At 72.9% G+C, this 16,064-nt stretch carries 13 protein-coding genes and 1 pseudogene; 6 read left to right on the top strand and 8 right to left on the bottom strand.

Annotated features, from left to right (window positions below; translation table 11 throughout):
• The first annotated feature begins 51 nt into the window (after positions 1-51).
• Positions 52-606, top strand: coding sequence for a gluconokinase (locus ACZ4W5_RS34130; protein WP_465658922.1), 555 nt, complete (start codon positions 52-54; stop codon positions 604-606).
• Complete coding sequence (locus ACZ4W5_RS34125; RefSeq protein ID WP_465658920.1) at positions 603-2,009, top strand: GntT/GntP/DsdX family permease; 1,407 nt, start codon at positions 603-605, stop codon at positions 2,007-2,009. Before ACZ4W5_RS34130 ends, ACZ4W5_RS34125 begins: the two co-directional genes overlap by 4 nt.
• Before the next feature lie 78 nt (positions 2,010-2,087).
• Here the strand turns inward: ACZ4W5_RS34125 and ACZ4W5_RS34120 are convergent, their stop codons facing one another.
• A complete protein-coding gene (locus ACZ4W5_RS34120; protein WP_465658918.1) occupies positions 2,088-2,222 on the bottom strand; it encodes a hypothetical protein in 135 nt (44 codons plus the stop codon).
• On the opposite strand from ACZ4W5_RS34120, the gene ACZ4W5_RS34115 reads away from it, so the two are divergent.
• Positions 2,221-3,153 carry a metal-dependent hydrolase family protein gene (locus tag ACZ4W5_RS34115; protein ID WP_465658916.1) on the top strand — a complete coding sequence of 311 codons (933 nt, stop codon included), beginning with the start codon at positions 2,221-2,223 and terminating at the stop codon, positions 3,151-3,153. The two genes, ACZ4W5_RS34120 and ACZ4W5_RS34115, sit on opposite strands and share 2 nt — an antisense overlap.
• A 56-nt stretch (positions 3,154-3,209) precedes the next feature.
• On the opposite strand, the gene ACZ4W5_RS34110 is transcribed toward ACZ4W5_RS34115, so the two are convergent.
• The 5 genes from ACZ4W5_RS34110 to mmuM all read right to left on the bottom strand — a co-directional run bounded on the left by ACZ4W5_RS34110 (position 3,210) and on the right by mmuM (position 9,487).
• Positions 3,210-4,805 (bottom strand): glycerol-3-phosphate dehydrogenase/oxidase, encoded by a 1,596-nt coding sequence (locus ACZ4W5_RS34110; RefSeq protein WP_360243501.1) that lies wholly within the window; start codon positions 4,803-4,805, stop codon positions 3,210-3,212.
• A gap of 174 nt (positions 4,806-4,979) precedes the next feature.
• On the bottom strand, positions 4,980-6,500 hold the full coding sequence (gene glpK, locus ACZ4W5_RS34105; RefSeq protein WP_465658914.1) for a glycerol kinase GlpK: 1,521 nt from the start codon (positions 6,498-6,500) through the stop codon (positions 4,980-4,982).
• Between the two features lie 113 nt (positions 6,501-6,613).
• On the bottom strand, positions 6,614-7,324 hold the full coding sequence (locus ACZ4W5_RS34100) for an MIP/aquaporin family protein (RefSeq protein ID WP_402490057.1): 711 nt from the start codon (positions 7,322-7,324) through the stop codon (positions 6,614-6,616).
• A gap of 308 nt (positions 7,325-7,632) precedes the next feature.
• Positions 7,633-8,397, bottom strand: a complete 765-nt coding sequence (locus ACZ4W5_RS34095) for an IclR family transcriptional regulator (RefSeq protein WP_360243495.1) — start codon at positions 8,395-8,397, stop codon at positions 7,633-7,635.
• A 145-nt stretch (positions 8,398-8,542) separates the two neighbouring features.
• The gene (gene mmuM / locus ACZ4W5_RS34090; RefSeq protein WP_402489908.1) at positions 8,543-9,487 is read right to left on the bottom strand and encodes a homocysteine S-methyltransferase; all 945 of its coding nucleotides are present in this window, start codon (positions 9,485-9,487) and stop codon (positions 8,543-8,545) included.
• A gap of 161 nt (positions 9,488-9,648) precedes the next feature.
• Here mmuM and ACZ4W5_RS34085 point away from each other — a divergent pair.
• From ACZ4W5_RS34085 to ACZ4W5_RS34075, 3 genes and pseudogenes are all read left to right on the top strand, one after another.
• Positions 9,649-10,543, top strand: a pseudogene (locus ACZ4W5_RS34085) (NUDIX hydrolase).
• A 20-nt stretch (positions 10,544-10,563) separates the two neighbouring features.
• Positions 10,564-11,112 (top strand): NUDIX domain-containing protein, encoded by a 549-nt coding sequence (locus ACZ4W5_RS34080; RefSeq protein WP_465658912.1) that lies wholly within the window; start codon positions 10,564-10,566, stop codon positions 11,110-11,112.
• 45 nt (positions 11,113-11,157) lie between these two features.
• Positions 11,158-13,260, top strand: coding sequence for an acetoacetate--CoA ligase (locus ACZ4W5_RS34075; RefSeq protein ID WP_465658910.1), 2,103 nt, complete (start codon positions 11,158-11,160; stop codon positions 13,258-13,260).
• An 85-nt stretch (positions 13,261-13,345) separates the two neighbouring features.
• Here the strand turns inward: ACZ4W5_RS34075 and ptsP are convergent, their stop codons facing one another.
• Positions 13,346-15,016, bottom strand: a complete 1,671-nt coding sequence (gene ptsP / locus ACZ4W5_RS34070) for a phosphoenolpyruvate--protein phosphotransferase (RefSeq protein WP_465658909.1) — start codon at positions 15,014-15,016, stop codon at positions 13,346-13,348.
• A gap of 103 nt (positions 15,017-15,119) precedes the next feature.
• Positions 15,120-15,569, bottom strand: coding sequence for a PTS sugar transporter subunit IIA (locus tag ACZ4W5_RS34065; protein WP_360243477.1), 450 nt, complete (start codon positions 15,567-15,569; stop codon positions 15,120-15,122).
• Between the last annotated feature and the right edge of the window lie 495 nt (positions 15,570-16,064).

Genomic DNA, 16,064 nt, shown 5'->3' with positions numbered 1-16,064 from the left:
CGTCATATCTTTGAAGCGATAGTGGCGGCCTGCAACGAAGGAGCACCACCGATGGCTCTCAACGTCGAGAACCGCGCCCTCCCGGGCACCCCCCTCACCGTCGTGGTGATGGGCGTCTCCGGTGTCGGCAAGACCACCCTGGCCCGCCTCCTGGCCGACCGCCTCGATCTCCCCTTCGCCGAGGCGGACGAGTTCCACCCGCCGGCCAACATCGCCAAGATGTCCGCCGGCACCCCACTGGACGACCAGGACCGGGAACCCTGGCTGCGCGCCATCGGCGCCTGGCTCAAGGAGCACACCGAGTCCGGGGCCGGCGGCGTGGTCACCTGCTCGGCGTTGAAGCACGGCTACCGCGACATCCTGCGCGCGGCCGCCCCGGGCGCCTTCTTCCTGCACCTCAGCGGTGGTCACGAGCTGGTCGAGGACCGGCTCTCGCACCGCACCGGCCACTTCATGCCGTCGTCGCTGCTCGGATCCCAGTACGCCACCCTGGAGCCCCTGGGTGCGGACGAGCGCGGCGCCGTCCTGGACGTGGGCCCGTCCCCCGAAGAACTCGTCGAGATGGCCGTGGCGCTGCTGCGGCCCGTCAATGGAGACCTCGCGTGAGTATTGCCCCCACCCTCGCCCCGACCCTCCTGGCGGCCGCCCCACCGGCCCTGCCGCACAGCGGCAGCGACTCCCAGCTGCTGCTCGCGGTGCTGCTCAGCATCGGCGCGATCGTGCTGCTGATCACCAAGCTGAAACTGCACCCCTTCCTCGCCCTCACGCTCGGCTCCGGCCTGCTGGCGGCCGTCGCGGGCGCCCCCTTCGACAAGCTGCTGAGCAGCTTCTCCACGGGCTTCGGATCCACCGTGGCCAGTGTCGGCCTGCTGATCGGCCTGGGCGCGATGCTCGGCAAGCTGCTCGCGGACTCGGGCGGCGCCAACATCATCGCGGACACCGTGCTGTCCCGGACCGGCAACAGGGCGCTGCCCTGGGCGATGGCGCTGATCGCCGCCGTGCTCGGCCTGCCGCTGTTCTTCGAGGTCGGCGTCGTCCTGCTGATCCCGATCGTGCTGCTGGTCGCCCGCCGCGGCAACGTGCCGCTGATCCGGGTCGGCATCCCGGCGCTGGCCGGCCTGTCGGTGCTGCACGGCCTGGTGCCCCCGCACCCGGGCCCGCTGGTCGCCGTCGACGCGCTCAAGGCCGACCTCGGCATCACCCTGGCGCTCGGCCTGCTGATCGCCGTCCCGACCCTGATCATCGCCGGCCCGCTGTTCGCCCGGGTCGCCGAGCGCTGGGTGGGCCCGCTGGAGATCCCGGCCGCCACGGCCCCCGAGGAGACCGCCGAGTCCGAGCGCACCCCGTCGTTCGGCGCGGTGCTGGCCACCATCCTGCTGCCCGTCGTGCTGATGCTCGGCAAGGCCCTGGCCGACGTGGTGATCGACGACCCGAAGGCGGTCGGCCAGCGGGTCTTCGACTTCATCGGCTCCCCGCTGATCGCCCTGCTCGCCGCGACCCTGCTGGCCATGCTGACCCTCGGCCGGGCGGCCGGCTTCGACAAGGCCCGGATCTCCGACACCGTCGGCAAGGCGCTCGGCCCGATCGCCGGCATCGTGTTCATCGTCGGCGCCGGCGGCGGCTTCAAGCAGACCCTGATCGACGTGGGCGTCGGCAACGCGGTGAGCTCGTGGTCCGGCAAGTGGCACATCTCCGCGCTGCTGCTGGGCTGGCTGATCGCGGTGCTGATCCGGCTGGCCACCGGCTCGGCGACGGTCGCCACCATCACCGCGGCCGGCATCGTGTCGCCGCTCGCCGCGAACATGTCCTCGACCCACGCGGCCCTGCTGGTGCTCGCGATCGGGGCCGGCTCGCTGTTCCTGTCGCACGTCAACGACGCCGGCTTCTGGCTGGTGAAGGAGTACTTCGGGATGAGCGTCGGGCAGACGCTCAAGTCCTGGTCGGTGATGGAGACGGTGATCTCGGTGGTCGCGATCGCCCTGATCATGCCGCTGAGCCTGATCATCTAGCGCCTGGCGCGCCCGGCGCGCCTTCGCCCGCAGGGGCGGCACCCGTACCGTACGGGTGCCGCCCCTGCGGCGTTGCGGTCAGTTTCCGAGCAGTCCGGAGAGCACCGCGGTGGTGGCCGCCAGCAGCTCCTCGGCCGCCTCGCCGCCGGCCGCCGTACGGGCCAGCAGCCCCTCGCGCGCCGCCAGCACGACCGCCGCCGTCCGCCCGGCCATGCTGCGCCGCGGCTTCACCACCGTCCGCGACGTCGGCGGCGCCGACCACGGCATGGCCCGCGCCCTGGCCGAGGGCCTCGTCTCCGGCCCGCGCCTGCTGCACGGCGGCAAGGCGCTCTCCCAGACCGGCGGCCACGGCGACCTGCGCCCGCTCGGCGACGACTCGCTGCCCTGCTGCGAGGCCCGCCCCCACTTCGGCCGGATCGCCGACGGCGTGGACGCGGTGCGCGCCGCCGCCCGGGACGAGTTCCGCAAGGGTGCCCGGCACCTCAAGGTGCTGCTCTCCGGCGGCGTCGCCTCCCCGCACGACGAGATCGCCGCGGTCCAGTACAGCGAGGAGGAGATCCGGGCGGCCGTCCAGGAGGCCGAGAACCACAACCGCTACGTCACCGTGCACGCCTACCATCCGCGCGCGATCGACCGCGCCCTGCGGGCCGGCGTGCGCTGCGTCGAACACGGCAACCTGCTGGACGACACCACCGTCAAGCTGCTGCTGGAGAAGGACGCCTTCCTGGTCCCCACCCTGGTCGCCTACGAGCGGACCGCGAAGCTCGGCGCCGCCTCCGGCCTGCCGCCGGCCTCCCTGGCCAAGCTCGCCGAGGTCCGCGACCGCGGCCTGGAGGCCCTGGAGCTCGCCCACCGCGCGGGCGTCAACCTGGTTTACGGCAGCGATCTGCTCGGCCCGCTGCACCACGCCCAGCTGGAGGAGTTCACCCTGCGCGCCCAGGTCCAGCCGGCCCTCGACGTGCTCCGCTCGGCGACCACCACGGCGGCCCGGCTGCTCGGCCTGGCGGGGGAGATCGGCACCCTCGCCCCGGGCGCGCACGCGGACCTGCTGGTCGTCGACGGCGACCCGCTGGCCGACCTCACCGTGCTGACCCGCCCGGAACGGCACCTCCGGCACGTGGTCAAGGCGGGCGCCGTGGTGTGAAAAAGCCGGCGGGCGTCCGGGAAACCCCGAACGCCCGCCCGCCGTACCGCAGTTACTTACTTGTTCCCACGCTTCGCGAGGAAGGCCTCGACCTCGTCCCGGATCTCCGGGGTGTCCAGCCCGCGCACCGTCATGGTGGTGCGGCGGCGCAGCACGTCGTCCGCCGTGTACGCCCACTCGTTCTCGGCCGCGTAGGCGACCTGCGCCCAGACGTCCGGGCCGTCCTCGTGGATCGGCCGGCCGAGCTCCGGGTTCTCGTCGATCATGCGGGCGATGTCGAAGGACAGGGTGCCGTAGTGGCTGGCCAGGTGCTTGGCGACCAGCGGCTCCATCCGCGAGCCCGGCTCGCGGTCGATCAGCAGGCGGTGCGCGACGGCGTTCGGCGCGCCGACGCCCGGCAGCGGGACGGTCGGGGCGATCGGGGACATGTCCTCGGCGAGGCCGGTGCCGGGCACGTGCGCCAGCTTCTCCAGCACCGCGCGGCCGATGTGCCGGTAGGTGGTCCACTTGCCGCCGGAGACCGACAGCATGCCGCCGCGGCCCTCGGTGACGACGGTCTCGCGCTTGGCGGCGGCGGTGTCACCCGGGCCGCCGGGCAGCACGCGCAGGCCGGCGAAGGAGTAGGTGATCAGGTCGCGGTCGAGGTGCTCGTCGCGGATCGCGTGCGCGGCCTCGCCCATGATCTGGTCGATGTCCGCCTCGGTGGCCCGGACGTCCTTCGGGTCGCCGGTGTACTCCTCGTCGGTGGTGCCGAGGAGGACGTGGTCCTCCCACGGGATGGCGAAGGAGACGCGGTACTTGTCGATCGGGATGGTCAGCGCGGCGCGCCACGGCGAGCGGCGCTTGACGACGACGTGGGCGCCCTTGGAGAGGCGGATCGACGGCGCGGCGCCGGCGTCCTCCATGGTGCGCAGGTGGTCGACCCACGGGCCGGTGGCGTTGAGCACCAGGCGGGCGTTCACGCCGAACTCGCTGCCGTCCAGGCGGTCGCGCAGCTCGGCGCCGGTGACCCGGCCGCCGGTGAAGCGCAGGCCGGTGACCTCGGCGTGGTTGAGCACCACGGCGCCGGCGTCGACGGCGGCGCGCACGGTCATCACCGCGACGCGCGAGTCGTTCATCTGGTGGTCGCCGTAGACGGCCACCGAGCGCAGGCCCTCGGTGCGCAGCGCGGGCACCTGCTGGGCGGCGTGCGCGGCGGTGGAGACCCGGCCCATGCCGTCGCGGAAGGCGGACAGCGCCGAGTACAGGAACACGCCGGCGCCGAGCTTGGCCGCGCCGTGCGGGCCGCCCTTGTAGACCGGCACGAAGAAGGTCAGCGGGTTGACCAGGTGCGGGGCCACGTCGGTGGAGAGCGCGCGGCGCTCCTTGTGGTTCTCGGCGACCAGCTTGACCGCGCCGGTCTGCAGGTAGCGCAGACCGCCGTGGACGAGCTTGGAGGAGGCGCTGGAGGTGGCACCGGCGAAGTCGCCGGCGTCGACCATGGCGACCTTCAGGCCGGCCTGGGACGCGGTCCAGGCGACGGCCGTGCCGAGGATGCCGCCCCCGATCACCAGCAGGTCGTAGGTGGCCTTGCCGAGCAGCTCACGGGTCTCGGCACGGGAAGCGGTGCGGCCGGCGGTGCGCTCGGCGCCCAGGGTCGGGATGGTTGCCATGGTGGTTGTGTACGGCGCGCTGTTCCGGCTGCGCCGTTACTCCTCTCGGGTGCGGTGCGGCCCCTGCTGGAGAGGCCGGTCGGCCCGGTGCGGCGGGCCGGTGAAACACGGTTGCGCCCGTTGCCGGAACAGCGGGCGGCCGGCCGGGGCACGGGGCCCCGACCGGCGGGTCGGTCAGTTGGTCTCTTCCTCCTCCACCCAGCCCATGGTGCGCTCCACGGCCTTGAGCCACTTCTTGTACTCGCGCTCCCGGGTGTCCTCGTCCATGCGCGGGGTCCACTCGGCGGCGCGGTGCCAGTTGGCCCGCAGGGTGTCGAGGTCGTTCCAGAAGCCGACGGCGAGACCGGCCGCGTAGGCGGCGCCGAGGGCGGTGGTCTCGGCCACGTACGGGCGCTCGACCGGGGCGTTCAGGACGTCGGCGATGTTCTGCATGAGCAGGTTGTTGCTGGTCATGCCGCCGTCGACCTTGAGGGCGGTGAGCTCGACCCCGGAGTCCTTCTGCATGGCGTCGACGACCTCGCGGGTCTGCCAGGCGGTGGCCTCCAGGACGGCCCGGGCCAGGTGGCCCTTGGTGACGTACCGGGTCAGACCGGCGATCACACCGCGGGCGTCGGAGCGCCAGTACGGGGCGAACAGGCCGGAGAAGGCCGGGACGAAGTAGGCGCCGCCGTTGTCCTCGACGGTGTTGGCGAGGGTCTCGATCTCGGCGGCGGTGGAGATGATGCCGAGCTGGTCGCGCAGCCACTGGACGAGCGAGCCGGTGACGGCGATCGAGCCCTCCAGCGCGTAGACCGGGGCCTGGTCGCCGATCCGGTAGCCGACCGTGGTCAGCAGGCCGTGGTACGAGTTGACGATCTTCTCGCCGGTGTTCAGCAGCAGGAAGGTGCCGGTGCCGTAGGTCGACTTGGCCTCGCCCTCGTTGAAGCAGGTCTGGCCGAACAGCGCGGCCTGCTGGTCGCCGAGCGCGGAGGCGACCGGGACGCCGGCCAGGTCGCCGACGGCCTCGCCGTAGACCTCGGCGGAGGAGCGGATCTCCGGGAGGACGGCCATCGGCACGCCCATCGACTCGGCGATGCTCTCGTCCCAGGCGAGGGTCTTGAGGTTCATCAGCATGGTGCGGCTGGCGTTGGTGACGTCGGTGACGTGCTTGCCGCCGTTGACACCACCGGTGAGGTTCCAGATCACCCAGGTGTCCATGGTGCCGAACAGGATGTCGCCGGCCTCGGCGCGCTCGCGCAGGCCCTCGACGTTGTCCAGCAGCCAGCGGATCTTCGGGCCGGCGAAGTAGCTGGCCAGCGGGAGGCCGGTCTCGCGGCGGAAGCGGTCCTGGCCGACGTTGCGGCCCAGCTCGCGGCAGAGGCCCTCGGTGCGGGTGTCCTGCCACACCAGCGCGTTGTGCACCGGCTCACCGGTCTTCTTGTCCCACAGGACGGTGGTCTCGCGCTGGTTGGTGATGCCGATCGCGCGGATGTCGTCCTTGGTCAGGCCGGCCTTCTCCAGCGCGCCGCGGACGACCGACTGCACCCGGGTCCAGATCTCGGCGGCGTCGTGCTCGACGTAGCCGGGCTGGGGGAAGATCTGCCGGTGCTCCTGCTGGTCGACGGCGACGATCCGGCCGTCGGCGCCGAAGATGATGCAGCGGCTGGAGGTGGTGCCCTGGTCGATCGCGGCGATGTAGTTGCCAGTGGAGGTCATGTGGAGGGTCCTCGGCTCAAGTTCGGGGGTTACGGGGTGGGTGGGCCTGACACGGACGTTCGTTACCCGTACGTCCGGTCAGTCCCCGTGCTCGGCGGTTTCCAACCGGGCCTTTAGAACAGGGCGTTGTACACGCCGCCGGCCGCGAGGCCGCCCAGGAGCGGGCCGACGACCGGGATCCAGGCGTACGACCAGTCCGAGCCGCCCTTGTTCGGGATCGGCAGGAAGGTGTGGGCGATGCGCGGGCCGAGGTCGCGGGCCGGGTTGATCGCGTAGCCGGTCGGGCCACCGAGGGAGAGGCCGATGCCGACGACGGTGAGGGCGACGATCAGGGTGCCCATGCCGCTGTCGCCCAGGCCCTTGGTGGTGCCGAGGGTGAGGATCGCCATGCAGAGCACGAAGGTGCCGATGACCTCGGTGATCACGTTCTGGAGCGGGTTCCGGATCTCGGGCCCGGTCGAGAAGATGCCGAGGGTGGGCTCCTTGTTGGCCTGGAACTGGCCGAGGTAGGCGAGCCAGACCATGACGGCGCCGATGATCGCGCCGAGCAGCTGGGAGCCGATGTACAGCGGCACCTGGCTCCACTCGCCGGTCTTGACGGCGATGGCGACGGTGACGGCCGGGTTGAGGTGGGCGCCGGACTTGGCCCCGGTCATGTAGGCGGCGATGAGGACCGCGAAGCCCCAGCCGAAGGTGATCGCCAGCCAGCCGGCGTTGAAGGCCTTCGACTTCTTGAGGGTCACGGCGGCACAGACGCCGCCGCCGAGGAGTATCAGGGCGGCGGTGCCGAGGGTTTCGCCGACGAAGACGTCGCCGTTGGAGATGGCGGACACAAAGACTCCCTTGTCATGGCCCGAAGTGCGGGTGGGGGCAGGCGGCCGGTCGATCCCTGTGCGGGTGAGCGCGCTGTGGGAGTGATCTTCCCGGCCATCGTTCGACAATGTCGACCGTCATGCGGAAGCTTCCTCCCCAGGTCGGCCCCGCGTCAAGGCGGGGTTACGCAGCTGTGACCCTTCCCTCGGAAGGTCCCCCGAAGTTACCCAGCGGAGTGCCCCGAATCGGGGCAAAACGCCAAGGCGCGGACAGGCTCACCGCCCGTCCGCGCCTCAGCGTGACGAATCGACCGCGTTGCTCAGAACCGCCCGGCGCCCAGATCGCGGGAGATCGCCCGCGCCGCGCTGCGCACCGACGCCACCAGCGAGGGCTTCACGAAGCCGTCCTCGCAGACCCGCTCCACCGGCCCGTTGATGCACACCGCGCCCACCGGGTTGCGCCGCCGGTCCTGGATCAGCGCCGCGATCGAGGCCACGCCCTCCCAGGTCTCCTCGATCGAGTCCGCCCAGCCGCGCTCGCGGATCAGCGCGCACTCGGCGTCCAGGTCGCTCGCCTCGGTCAGCGTCCGCACGGTGTACGACTCGTACGGTCCCTCGCCCAACTCCCCGCGCGCGACCGGGTCGTAGGCCACCAGGACCTTGCCGATCGCGGTGCTGTGCAGCGGCTGCATCGAGCCGACCTCCAGCACTTGCCGGGTGTCGTCGGGCCGGAACACGTGGTGCACGATCAGCACGCCCTGCTGGTGCAGCACCCCCAGGTAGACGGTCTCCCCGGCCGCCCGGGCCAGGTCGTCCGCCCACACCAGCGCCCGCGCCCGCAGCTCGTGCACGTCCAGGTAGCTCTGCCCCAGCCGCAGCAGCTCGGCGCCCAGCTGGTACTTGCCGCTCTCCGGGTCCTGCTCGACGAAGCCCTCCTGCTGCAGCGTGCGCAGGATCCCGTGCGCGGTGCCCTTGGCGAGGTCCAGTGCCGTCGCGACCTCGGACAGCCCCAGGCGGCGCTCGCCGCCGGCCAGCAGGCGCATGATCGCGGCGGCCCGGGAGAGCGACTGGATCGGGCCGGGCATGGATACCTCCGGGCTGACAGGCGGTCGACATTGTCGACCGCAGGGGTGACGGGACGAGTCTGCCAGGCCGCCGTCCGTCCGTGCACCTTCCCCCTCGGTAACCCGTGCTCGACCCGGTGTTAACCTTCCGCGCCCGGCCCGTGCGCTACCCTTCCACCCCGCTGAGCAGCCCGCGCCGCACCGACACCTCGGCCGCCAGCGCGGCGATCCCGTCGGTGCCGACCCGGCAGCAGCCGCCGACCAGCCGCGCGCCGTCCGCCAGCCAGCCGCCCACCCGCGCCGAGCGGAAGGTCGACTCCCCGCGCCAGTCCCGGCGGTCCGGGTCCCACTGCTCCCCGCTGTTCGGATAGACCACCACCGGCTTGCCGGTCACCTCCGCGGCCACCGCCACCGCCAGGTCCGCGTCCTGCGGAGTGCAGCAGTTGACGCCCACCGCCAGCACCTCGTCCACCTCCGCCGCCAGCGCGAACGCCTCCGCCAGCGGCTGCCCGGCCCTGGTCCGGCCGTCCGCCACGCTGTACGACAACCAGGCCGGCACCCCCAGTCCGCGCACCAGCTCCAGCAGCGCCCGTGCCTCGTCCGCGTCCGGCACCGTCTCCAGTGCCAGCACGTCCGGCCGGGCCGCCGCCAGCACCTCCAGCCGCGGCCGGTGGAAGGCCATCAGCTCCGCGTGGTCCAGGCCGTACCGGCCCCGGTACTCCGAACCGTCCGCCAGCACCGCCCCGTACGGGCCGACCGAGGCCGCCACCCAGCGCCGCCGGCCGCCCGGCTCGGCCCGCGCCGCCTCCCGGGCCAGCTCCACGCTGCTCGCCAGCAGCCGGGCCGCCGCCGCGTGCCCCACCCCGCGCCGGGCGAAGCCCTCGAAGCTCGCCTGGTAGCTCGCCGTGATCGCGACGTCGGCCCCCGCCGCGAAGTACGCCCGGTGCGCCGCCACCACCGCGTCCGGATCGTCCGCGAGCAGCCGCGCCGACCAGAGCGCGTCCGACAGGTCGTGCCCCGCGGCGGCCAGCTGGTTGGACATCCCGCCGTCCAGGACCAGCGGGCCGGCCGCCAGCGCCGTGGCGAAGTCCGGCGGGGGAGCAGTGGGCATCTCGGCCTCCTCGGGCGCGGTCGTTCCTGGTCACAGCCTAGAAGCCGGAGCCCTCCGCCGACCGGGAAAACCGTTTGCCGCCGGGGAACGGAGTCGTTACGTTGTGCTCATCCCGAGAACGACAGCACCAGGTGCCCCAGGGGCGCGGAGAGGAGCCGGCGATGGCAGCGGACGACACGTCCCCCCCACCCGCCGCCGGGCCCGCGGCCGAGCAGGAGTGGCTCGCCGCGTACGACCCGCGCGCCTACGCCCCGATCGCCGTCACCGTCGACGTGGTGGCCCTGACGCTCCGCCGCGGCCGGCTGCACGTGCTGCTGGTCGAACGCGGCGCCCCGCCCTACCAGGGCTGCTGGGCGCTGCCCGGCGGCTTCCTGCGGGCGGGGGAGGAGGGCCTCGACGAGGCCGCCGCCCGCGAGCTCGCCGAGGAGACCGGCCTCCAGGGCGTCTCCGAGGCCGAGGCCGCGCTCTGCCGCCTGCACCTCGAACAGCTCGGCACCTACGGCGCCCCCGATCGGGACCCACGGATGCACGTCGTCTCCGTCGCCTACCTGGCCTTCGCCCCGGACCTGCCCGACCCGCAGGCCGGCACGGACGCCGCGGCCGCCGCCTGGCACCCGGTGGCCGACCTCGACCCGGCCCCGCGGTCCCCGGACCGCGCCCCAGCCGCCGGTCGCACCGCACCCGATCCGGCTCGCCTTCGACCACGCCCGCATCCTGGCCGACGGCCTCGACCGGGTGCGCGCCAAGCTGGAGTACAGCCCGCTCGCCACCGCCTTCCTGCCCCACGACTTCACCATCCCCGACCTCCGCGCCGTCTACGAGGCCGTCTGGGACGAGAAGCTCCACCCCGGCAACTTCCACCGCAAGGTGCTCTCCGTCCCCGGCTTCGTCGAGAGCACCGGCACCACCACCGAGCGCGGCGGCGCCCGCGGCGGCCCCCGCGCCCGCACCTACCACGCCGGGGGCGCCCAGCTGCTGCACCCCGCCCTGCTCCGCCCCGCCCGCGAGGACGGCCAGGGCGGCGGAGCCCCCACCGCCCCCGACCACCCCCGCTGAGCCCCGGCTACCATCCGCCCATGAGCACCGACGAAGCGACCCGCACCACCCACCGGCCGTTCTCCCACTGCCACTTCTGCGGCACGCCGTACCCGCCCGGCACCGAGGCCTGGCCCCGTACCTGCCCCGGCTGCGCCGAGATCAGCTACCGCAACCCGCTGCCCATCGCCGTCACCGTCCTGCCCGTCACCCGGCCCGACGCCGACCCGGCCCTGGTCGTCATCCGCCGCACCATCGAACCCGGCTACGGCGAACTCGCCTTCCCCGGCGGCTACATGGACTTCGGCGAGAGCTGGCAGCAGGCCTGCGTGCGCGAACTCGCCGAGGAGACCGGCATCCTGGCCGACGCCGCCGACGTCCGCCTGATCCACACCGCCTCCGACCCCAACGGCCGCTTCATCATGCTCTGCGGACTCCTCCCCGCCCGCCCGCTCGCCGAACTCCCGCCCTCCCTCCCCACCGACGAGACCGAGGGCTGGCTGCTCGCCACCGCCGACACCGCGCTGGTCTGGGACTTCCACAACGGCATCCTGCGCCGCTGGTTCGACGGCGAGTTCACCCCCCGCTGAGGGGTGGCGCAACCCCCGGCCGACCCTGGCGCAGCGGCCGCTCGCATGGCATGGTCTGCACCGACAGCCCAACCGGACGGGTTGGCCACGAGCTCACCCGTCCCCACCACCGGCCGGGAGACCACCACCGTGAGCACCCCTTCCCAGGACCAGCCGCTCTGGCGCCCCAACCCCGCTCGCGCCGCCGCCACCAGCCTGGTCGCCTTCCAGGCCTGGGCCGCCGAGCACCACGGAGCCCCGGCCGCCCCGCTCGCCCCGGCCGCCGACGACCAGCAGGCCGCCCAGCGCTACGCGGACCTGCACGCCTGGTCCACCGCCGACCTCGACCGCTTCTGGACGGCGGTCACCCAGTGGTTCGACGTCCGCTTCACCGAGGCCCCCGAGGCCGTCCTCGCCGACCCGGCCATGCCCGGCGCCCGCTGGTTCCCCGGCGCCCGCCTCAACTACGCCGAGCACGCCCTGCGCGCCGCCGAGGACCCCGCCAACGCGGACCGCCCGGCCATCCTCCACCTGGACGAGACCACCGAGCAGCCGGCCGCCCTCAGCTGGTCCGAGCTGCGCCGCCAGGTCGGCTCGCTGGCCGCCGCCCTGCGCGCCCGCGGCGTCCGCCCCGGCGACCGGGTCAGCGCCTACCTGCCCAACATCCCGCAGGCCGCCGTCGCACTGCTCGCCACCGCCGCCGTCGGCGCGATCTGGACCAGCTGCGCCCCCGACTTCGGCGCCCGCAGCGTCCTCGACCGCCTCCAGCAGATCGAACCCGCGGTCCTCTTCGCCGTCGACGGCTACCACTACGGCGGCAAGGACCACGACCGCACCGAGGTCGTCGCCGAGCTGCGCCGCGAACTCCCCAGCCTGCACACCGTGGTGCACGTCCCGCTGCTCGGCGCCCCGGCCCCCGAGGGCGCCCTCCAGTGGGACGACCTGGTCGCCGACGACGTGGCGCCGGTGTTCGAGCCGGTCCCCTTCGACCACCCGCTCTGGGTCCTCTACTCCTCCGGCACCACCGGCCTGCCGAAGGCCATCGTCCAGAGCCAGGGCGGCATCCTGGTCGAACACCTCAAGCAGGCCGGCCTCCACCTCGACCTCGGCCCCCAGGACCGCTTCCTCTGGTACACCTCCACCGGCTGGATGATGTGGAACTTCCTGCTGGCCGGCCTCCTGGTCGGGGCCACGATCGTCACCTACGACGGCAGCCCCGGCCACCCCGACACCGGCGCCCTGTGGTCCGTCGCCGCCCGCACCCGCGCCACCGTCCTCGGCACCTCCGCCGCGTACGTCATCGCCAGCCGCAAGGCCGAGCTGCACCCCGGCCGCGAACTCGACCTCTCCGCCGTCCGCTGCATCGGCACCACCGGCTCCCCGCTCCCGCCGGACGGCTTCCGCTGGATCTACGACGAGGTCAAGCAGGACGTGTGGCTCGCCTCGGTCAGCGGCGGCACCGACGTCTGCTCCTGCTTCGTCGGCGGCGTCCCCACCCTGCCGGTACACCTCGGCGAGATCCAGGCCCCCTGCCTGGGCGCCGCCGTCGAGTCCTGGGACGTCCAGGGCCACCCGCACACCGACACCGTCGGCGAACTCGTCGTCACCAAGCCGATCCCGTCAATGCCCACCGGCTTCTGGAACGACCCCGAGGGCACCCGGTACCACGACAGCTACTTCGACACCTACCCCGGCATCTGGCGCCACGGCGACTGGATCACCGTCACCTCCCGGGGCACCGTCGTCATCCACGGCCGCTCCGACTCCACCCTCAACCGCCAGGGCGTCCGGATGGGCTCCTCGGACATCTACGAGGTGGTCGAGCGCCTCCCCGAGATCGCCGAGTCCCTGGTCATCGGCCTGGAGGAGCCCGACGGCGGCTACTGGATGCCGCTGTTCGTCGTCCTCGCCCCCGGCGCCGAACTCGACGAGGACCTCATCGGCCGCATCCGCACCTCGCTGCGCACCGAGCTCTCCCCGCGCCACGTCCCGGACGAGGTGATCGCCGTCCGCGGCCTGCCGCACACGCTGACCGGCAAGCGCATCGAGGTCCCGGTCAAGCGGATCCTCTCCGGCACCCCGCTGGAGCAGGCCGTCAATCCCGGTTCGGTCGACAACCTCGACCACCTGCGCTTCTTCGAGCAGCTCCGGGTCGACCGCCAGGCCTGACCGCCAGTCCTGAACGATCCTGGAAACGCCGAAGGGGCGCCCCCACCAGTTGCGGTGGGGGCGCCCCTTCAACGTTTCCCGGTTGCTACTCGCCGGAGAGCACCTGCTGCGCGGCGGCCCGCGCATCCTCGGCGCTGTCCGCGGCCCGGGCCGCCTCGGCCGCCCGGCGGCACTGCGCCAGCGTGTACTTCGCCAGCGTGCTCCGCACGTAGGGGATCGAGGCCGAGCCCATGGAGAGGCTGGTGACGCCCAGACCGGTCAGCACCACGGCCAGCAGCGGGTCGGACGCGGCCTCACCGCACACGCCGCAGCTCTTTCCGGTCGCCTGCGCGGCCTCGGCGGCCGCGGCGACCAGGTCCAGCAGCGCCGGCTGCCACGGGTCCTGCAACCGGGCCAGCGCACCGACCTGACGGTCGGCCGCGAAGGTGTACTGAGCCAGGTCGTTGGTCCCCAGCGACAGGAACTCGACCTCCTGGAGGATCGACCGGGCCCGCAGCGCGGCCGACGGGATCTCCACCATCGCACCGAACTTGGCGTCCAGCCCGGCCTCGCGGCACGCGGCGGCGAAGGCCGCGGCGTCCCTGCGGTCGGCCACCATCGGGGCCATCACCTCGAGGTGCACCGGCAGGCCCGCGGCCGCCGTGGCCAGCGCCCGCAGCTGGGTGCGCAGCACCTCCGGGTGCTCCAGCAGGGTGCGCAGACCGCGCACGCCCAGCGCGGGGTTCGGCTCGTCGGCCGGGGTCAGGAAGTCCAGCGGCTTGTCCGCGCCCGCGTCCAGCACCCGGACCACGACCCGGCCCTCCGGGAAGGCCTCCAGCACCTTGCGGTACGCCTCGACCTGCTTCTCCTCGCCGGGAGCCTTCGCCGAGTCGTCCAGGAACAGGAACTCGGTACGGAACAGGCCGACGCCCTCCGCACCGTTCTCCAGCGCGGCCGGCACGTCCGCCGGGCCGCCGACGTTGGCCAGCAGCGGTACCCGGTGCCCGTCCGAGGTCTGCCCCGGGCCGGAGGAGGCGGCCAGCGCGGCCTTGCGCTCGGCGGCGACGGCCCGCAGCTCGTCCTGCTTCTGCTGCGACGGGTCCAGCAGCACGTCGCCCGAGCTGCCGTCCACCGCGACGACGGTGCCCTCGGCGACGTCCGTCGCCCCCGACAGCGCGACCACGGCCGGCACGCCCATCGCCCGCGCCAGGATGGCGCTGTGGCTGGTCGGCCCGCCCTCCTCGGTCACGAAGCCGAGCACCAGCGTCGGGTCCAGCAGCGCGGTGTCGGCCGGCGCCAGGTCCCGCGCGAACAGCACGTACGGTTCGTCGCTGTCCGGCACGCCCGGCATCGGCACGCCCAGCAGGCGGGCCACGATGCGGTTGCGCACGTCGTCCAGGTCGGCGACCCGCCCGGCCAGGTACTCCCCGGCGGAGGCCAGCAGCGCCCGGTAGGCCGCGAAGGCGTCGTACACGCCGCGCTCGGCACTGCTGCCGACGGCGATCCGACGGGACACGTCGGCCATCAGCTCCGGGTCCTGCGCCATCAGCGCCTGGGCCTCCAGCACGGCCTGCGCCTCACCGCCGGCCAGGTTGCCGCGCGCGATCAGGTCGGCCGCGACCGCCTCGACGGCCGCCTGGGCACGAGCCTGCTCGCGGGGGGCGTCCTCGGTCGGGATCTGGGTGGCCGGGGGCTCCAGGACCGCCGTGCCCATGTGCCGCACCTGGCCGATCGCGACCCCGTGGCTGACACCCACGCCGCGCAGTGTCTTCTCCATGTACCTGTTTCTCCGCTGAGAGGAGCGGCCCCGCCGGGAACCGCTGAGTGCCGGGTCGCCCCGTCAACTCCTGCGGGGCGGGTGTGTGTCGGTGGTTGAGGGGTCAGCTCCAGCTGAACAGGTGGTCGTCCGCCTGGACCTCGCCGGACTCGACCAGGTCACCCAGGGAGTCGGGGGCGGCCTCCAGCGCCACGACCGGCGAGATCGGCGACTTGCCCGCGGCCTCGACCGCGGCCGGGTCCCACCGGATCACGGCCTGACCACGGGTCACCGTGTCGCCCTTGTTGACGAGCAGTTCGAAGCCCTCGCCGTTCAGCTGCACCGTGTCGATGCCCAGATGGGTCAGCACACCGTGCCCGTCCGCGTCCACCACCACGAAGGCGTGCGGGTGCATGGAGACCACGACGCCGTCCACCGGAGCGACCGCCTCGGTGGGCTCGCGCACCGGGTCGATCGCGGTGCCCGGACCGACCATCGCGCCCGCGAACACCGGGTCGGGCACGTTGGCAAGCCCGACAGCCCGGCCGGTCAGCGGCGACGTCACAATGGTCATGGTTGTGCCTCCCAAGTGCGCAATACAGCGAGCGGCCGCGAGGTGCGGCACACAATCAACTGAAGCCTAAATCATGTCAACTTCGGACATCTGTTGACGTTCCCGGGCGAAGACCCACGCCCCGCCCGTCTACCGACCGGCGTCACATCGACTCGCGACTGGTCTAGTCCTCTTGGTCGATGCGCCGCACTCTACAGGCATCTTGGCGAATCAGGACCATTGCTGTATATGCTCGCGAGAGCAACAAATCATGCCGCCGTCCGGGTGACCCACGGCGGGCCCCGATTCGCGCTCCGGCAACCGACCCGCTATGGTTGGGCGAGTCGCCGCAAGTCGGCGGGTTAACGCCAGATTTCAGATGCAAAAAGCCCCGGTAAACGGAGCGGAAAGCATCTGGTAGGCTGGAAACACGAAAGAACGAAGCGCCCGGAGGGCCCGCTGGAAGGCGGTCCGAAGGAAGCGTCCGTTCCTTGAGAACTCAACAGCGTGCCAAAA

This window comes from Kitasatospora sp. NPDC029367 (assembly GCF_055569135.1).
The sequence above is the reverse complement of the archived record's forward strand: the minus strand, read 5'-3'. Positions and strand labels throughout refer to the sequence as shown.

Bases quoted from the DNA above. Each gene is read 5' to 3' on its own strand.
- ACZ4W5_RS34130 (WP_465658922.1), top strand. From the start codon at position 52: ATGGCTCTCAACGTCGAGAACCGCGCCCTCCCGGGCACCCCCCTCACC.
- ACZ4W5_RS34115 (WP_465658916.1), top strand. From the start codon at position 2,221: ATGCTGCGCCGCGGCTTCACCACCGTCCGCGACGTCGGCGGCGCCGAC.
- ACZ4W5_RS34120 (WP_465658918.1), bottom strand. From the start codon at position 2,222: ATGGCCGGGCGGACGGCGGCGGTCGTGCTGGCGGCGCGCGAGGGGCTG.
- ACZ4W5_RS34110 (WP_360243501.1), bottom strand. From the start codon at position 4,805: ATGGCAACCATCCCGACCCTGGGCGCCGAGCGCACCGCCGGCCGCACC.
- glpK (WP_465658914.1), bottom strand. From the start codon at position 6,500: ATGACCTCCACTGGCAACTACATCGCCGCGATCGACCAGGGCACCACC.
- ACZ4W5_RS34095 (WP_360243495.1), bottom strand. From the start codon at position 8,397: ATGCCCGGCCCGATCCAGTCGCTCTCCCGGGCCGCCGCGATCATGCGC.
- mmuM (WP_402489908.1), bottom strand. From the start codon at position 9,487: ATGCCCACTGCTCCCCCGCCGGACTTCGCCACGGCGCTGGCGGCCGGC.
- ACZ4W5_RS34080 (WP_465658912.1), top strand. From the start codon at position 10,564: ATGAGCACCGACGAAGCGACCCGCACCACCCACCGGCCGTTCTCCCAC.
- ACZ4W5_RS34075 (WP_465658910.1), top strand. From the start codon at position 11,158: ATGGCATGGTCTGCACCGACAGCCCAACCGGACGGGTTGGCCACGAGC.
- ptsP (WP_465658909.1), bottom strand. From the start codon at position 15,016: ATGGAGAAGACACTGCGCGGCGTGGGTGTCAGCCACGGGGTCGCGATC.
- ACZ4W5_RS34065 (WP_360243477.1), bottom strand. From the start codon at position 15,569: ATGACCATTGTGACGTCGCCGCTGACCGGCCGGGCTGTCGGGCTTGCC.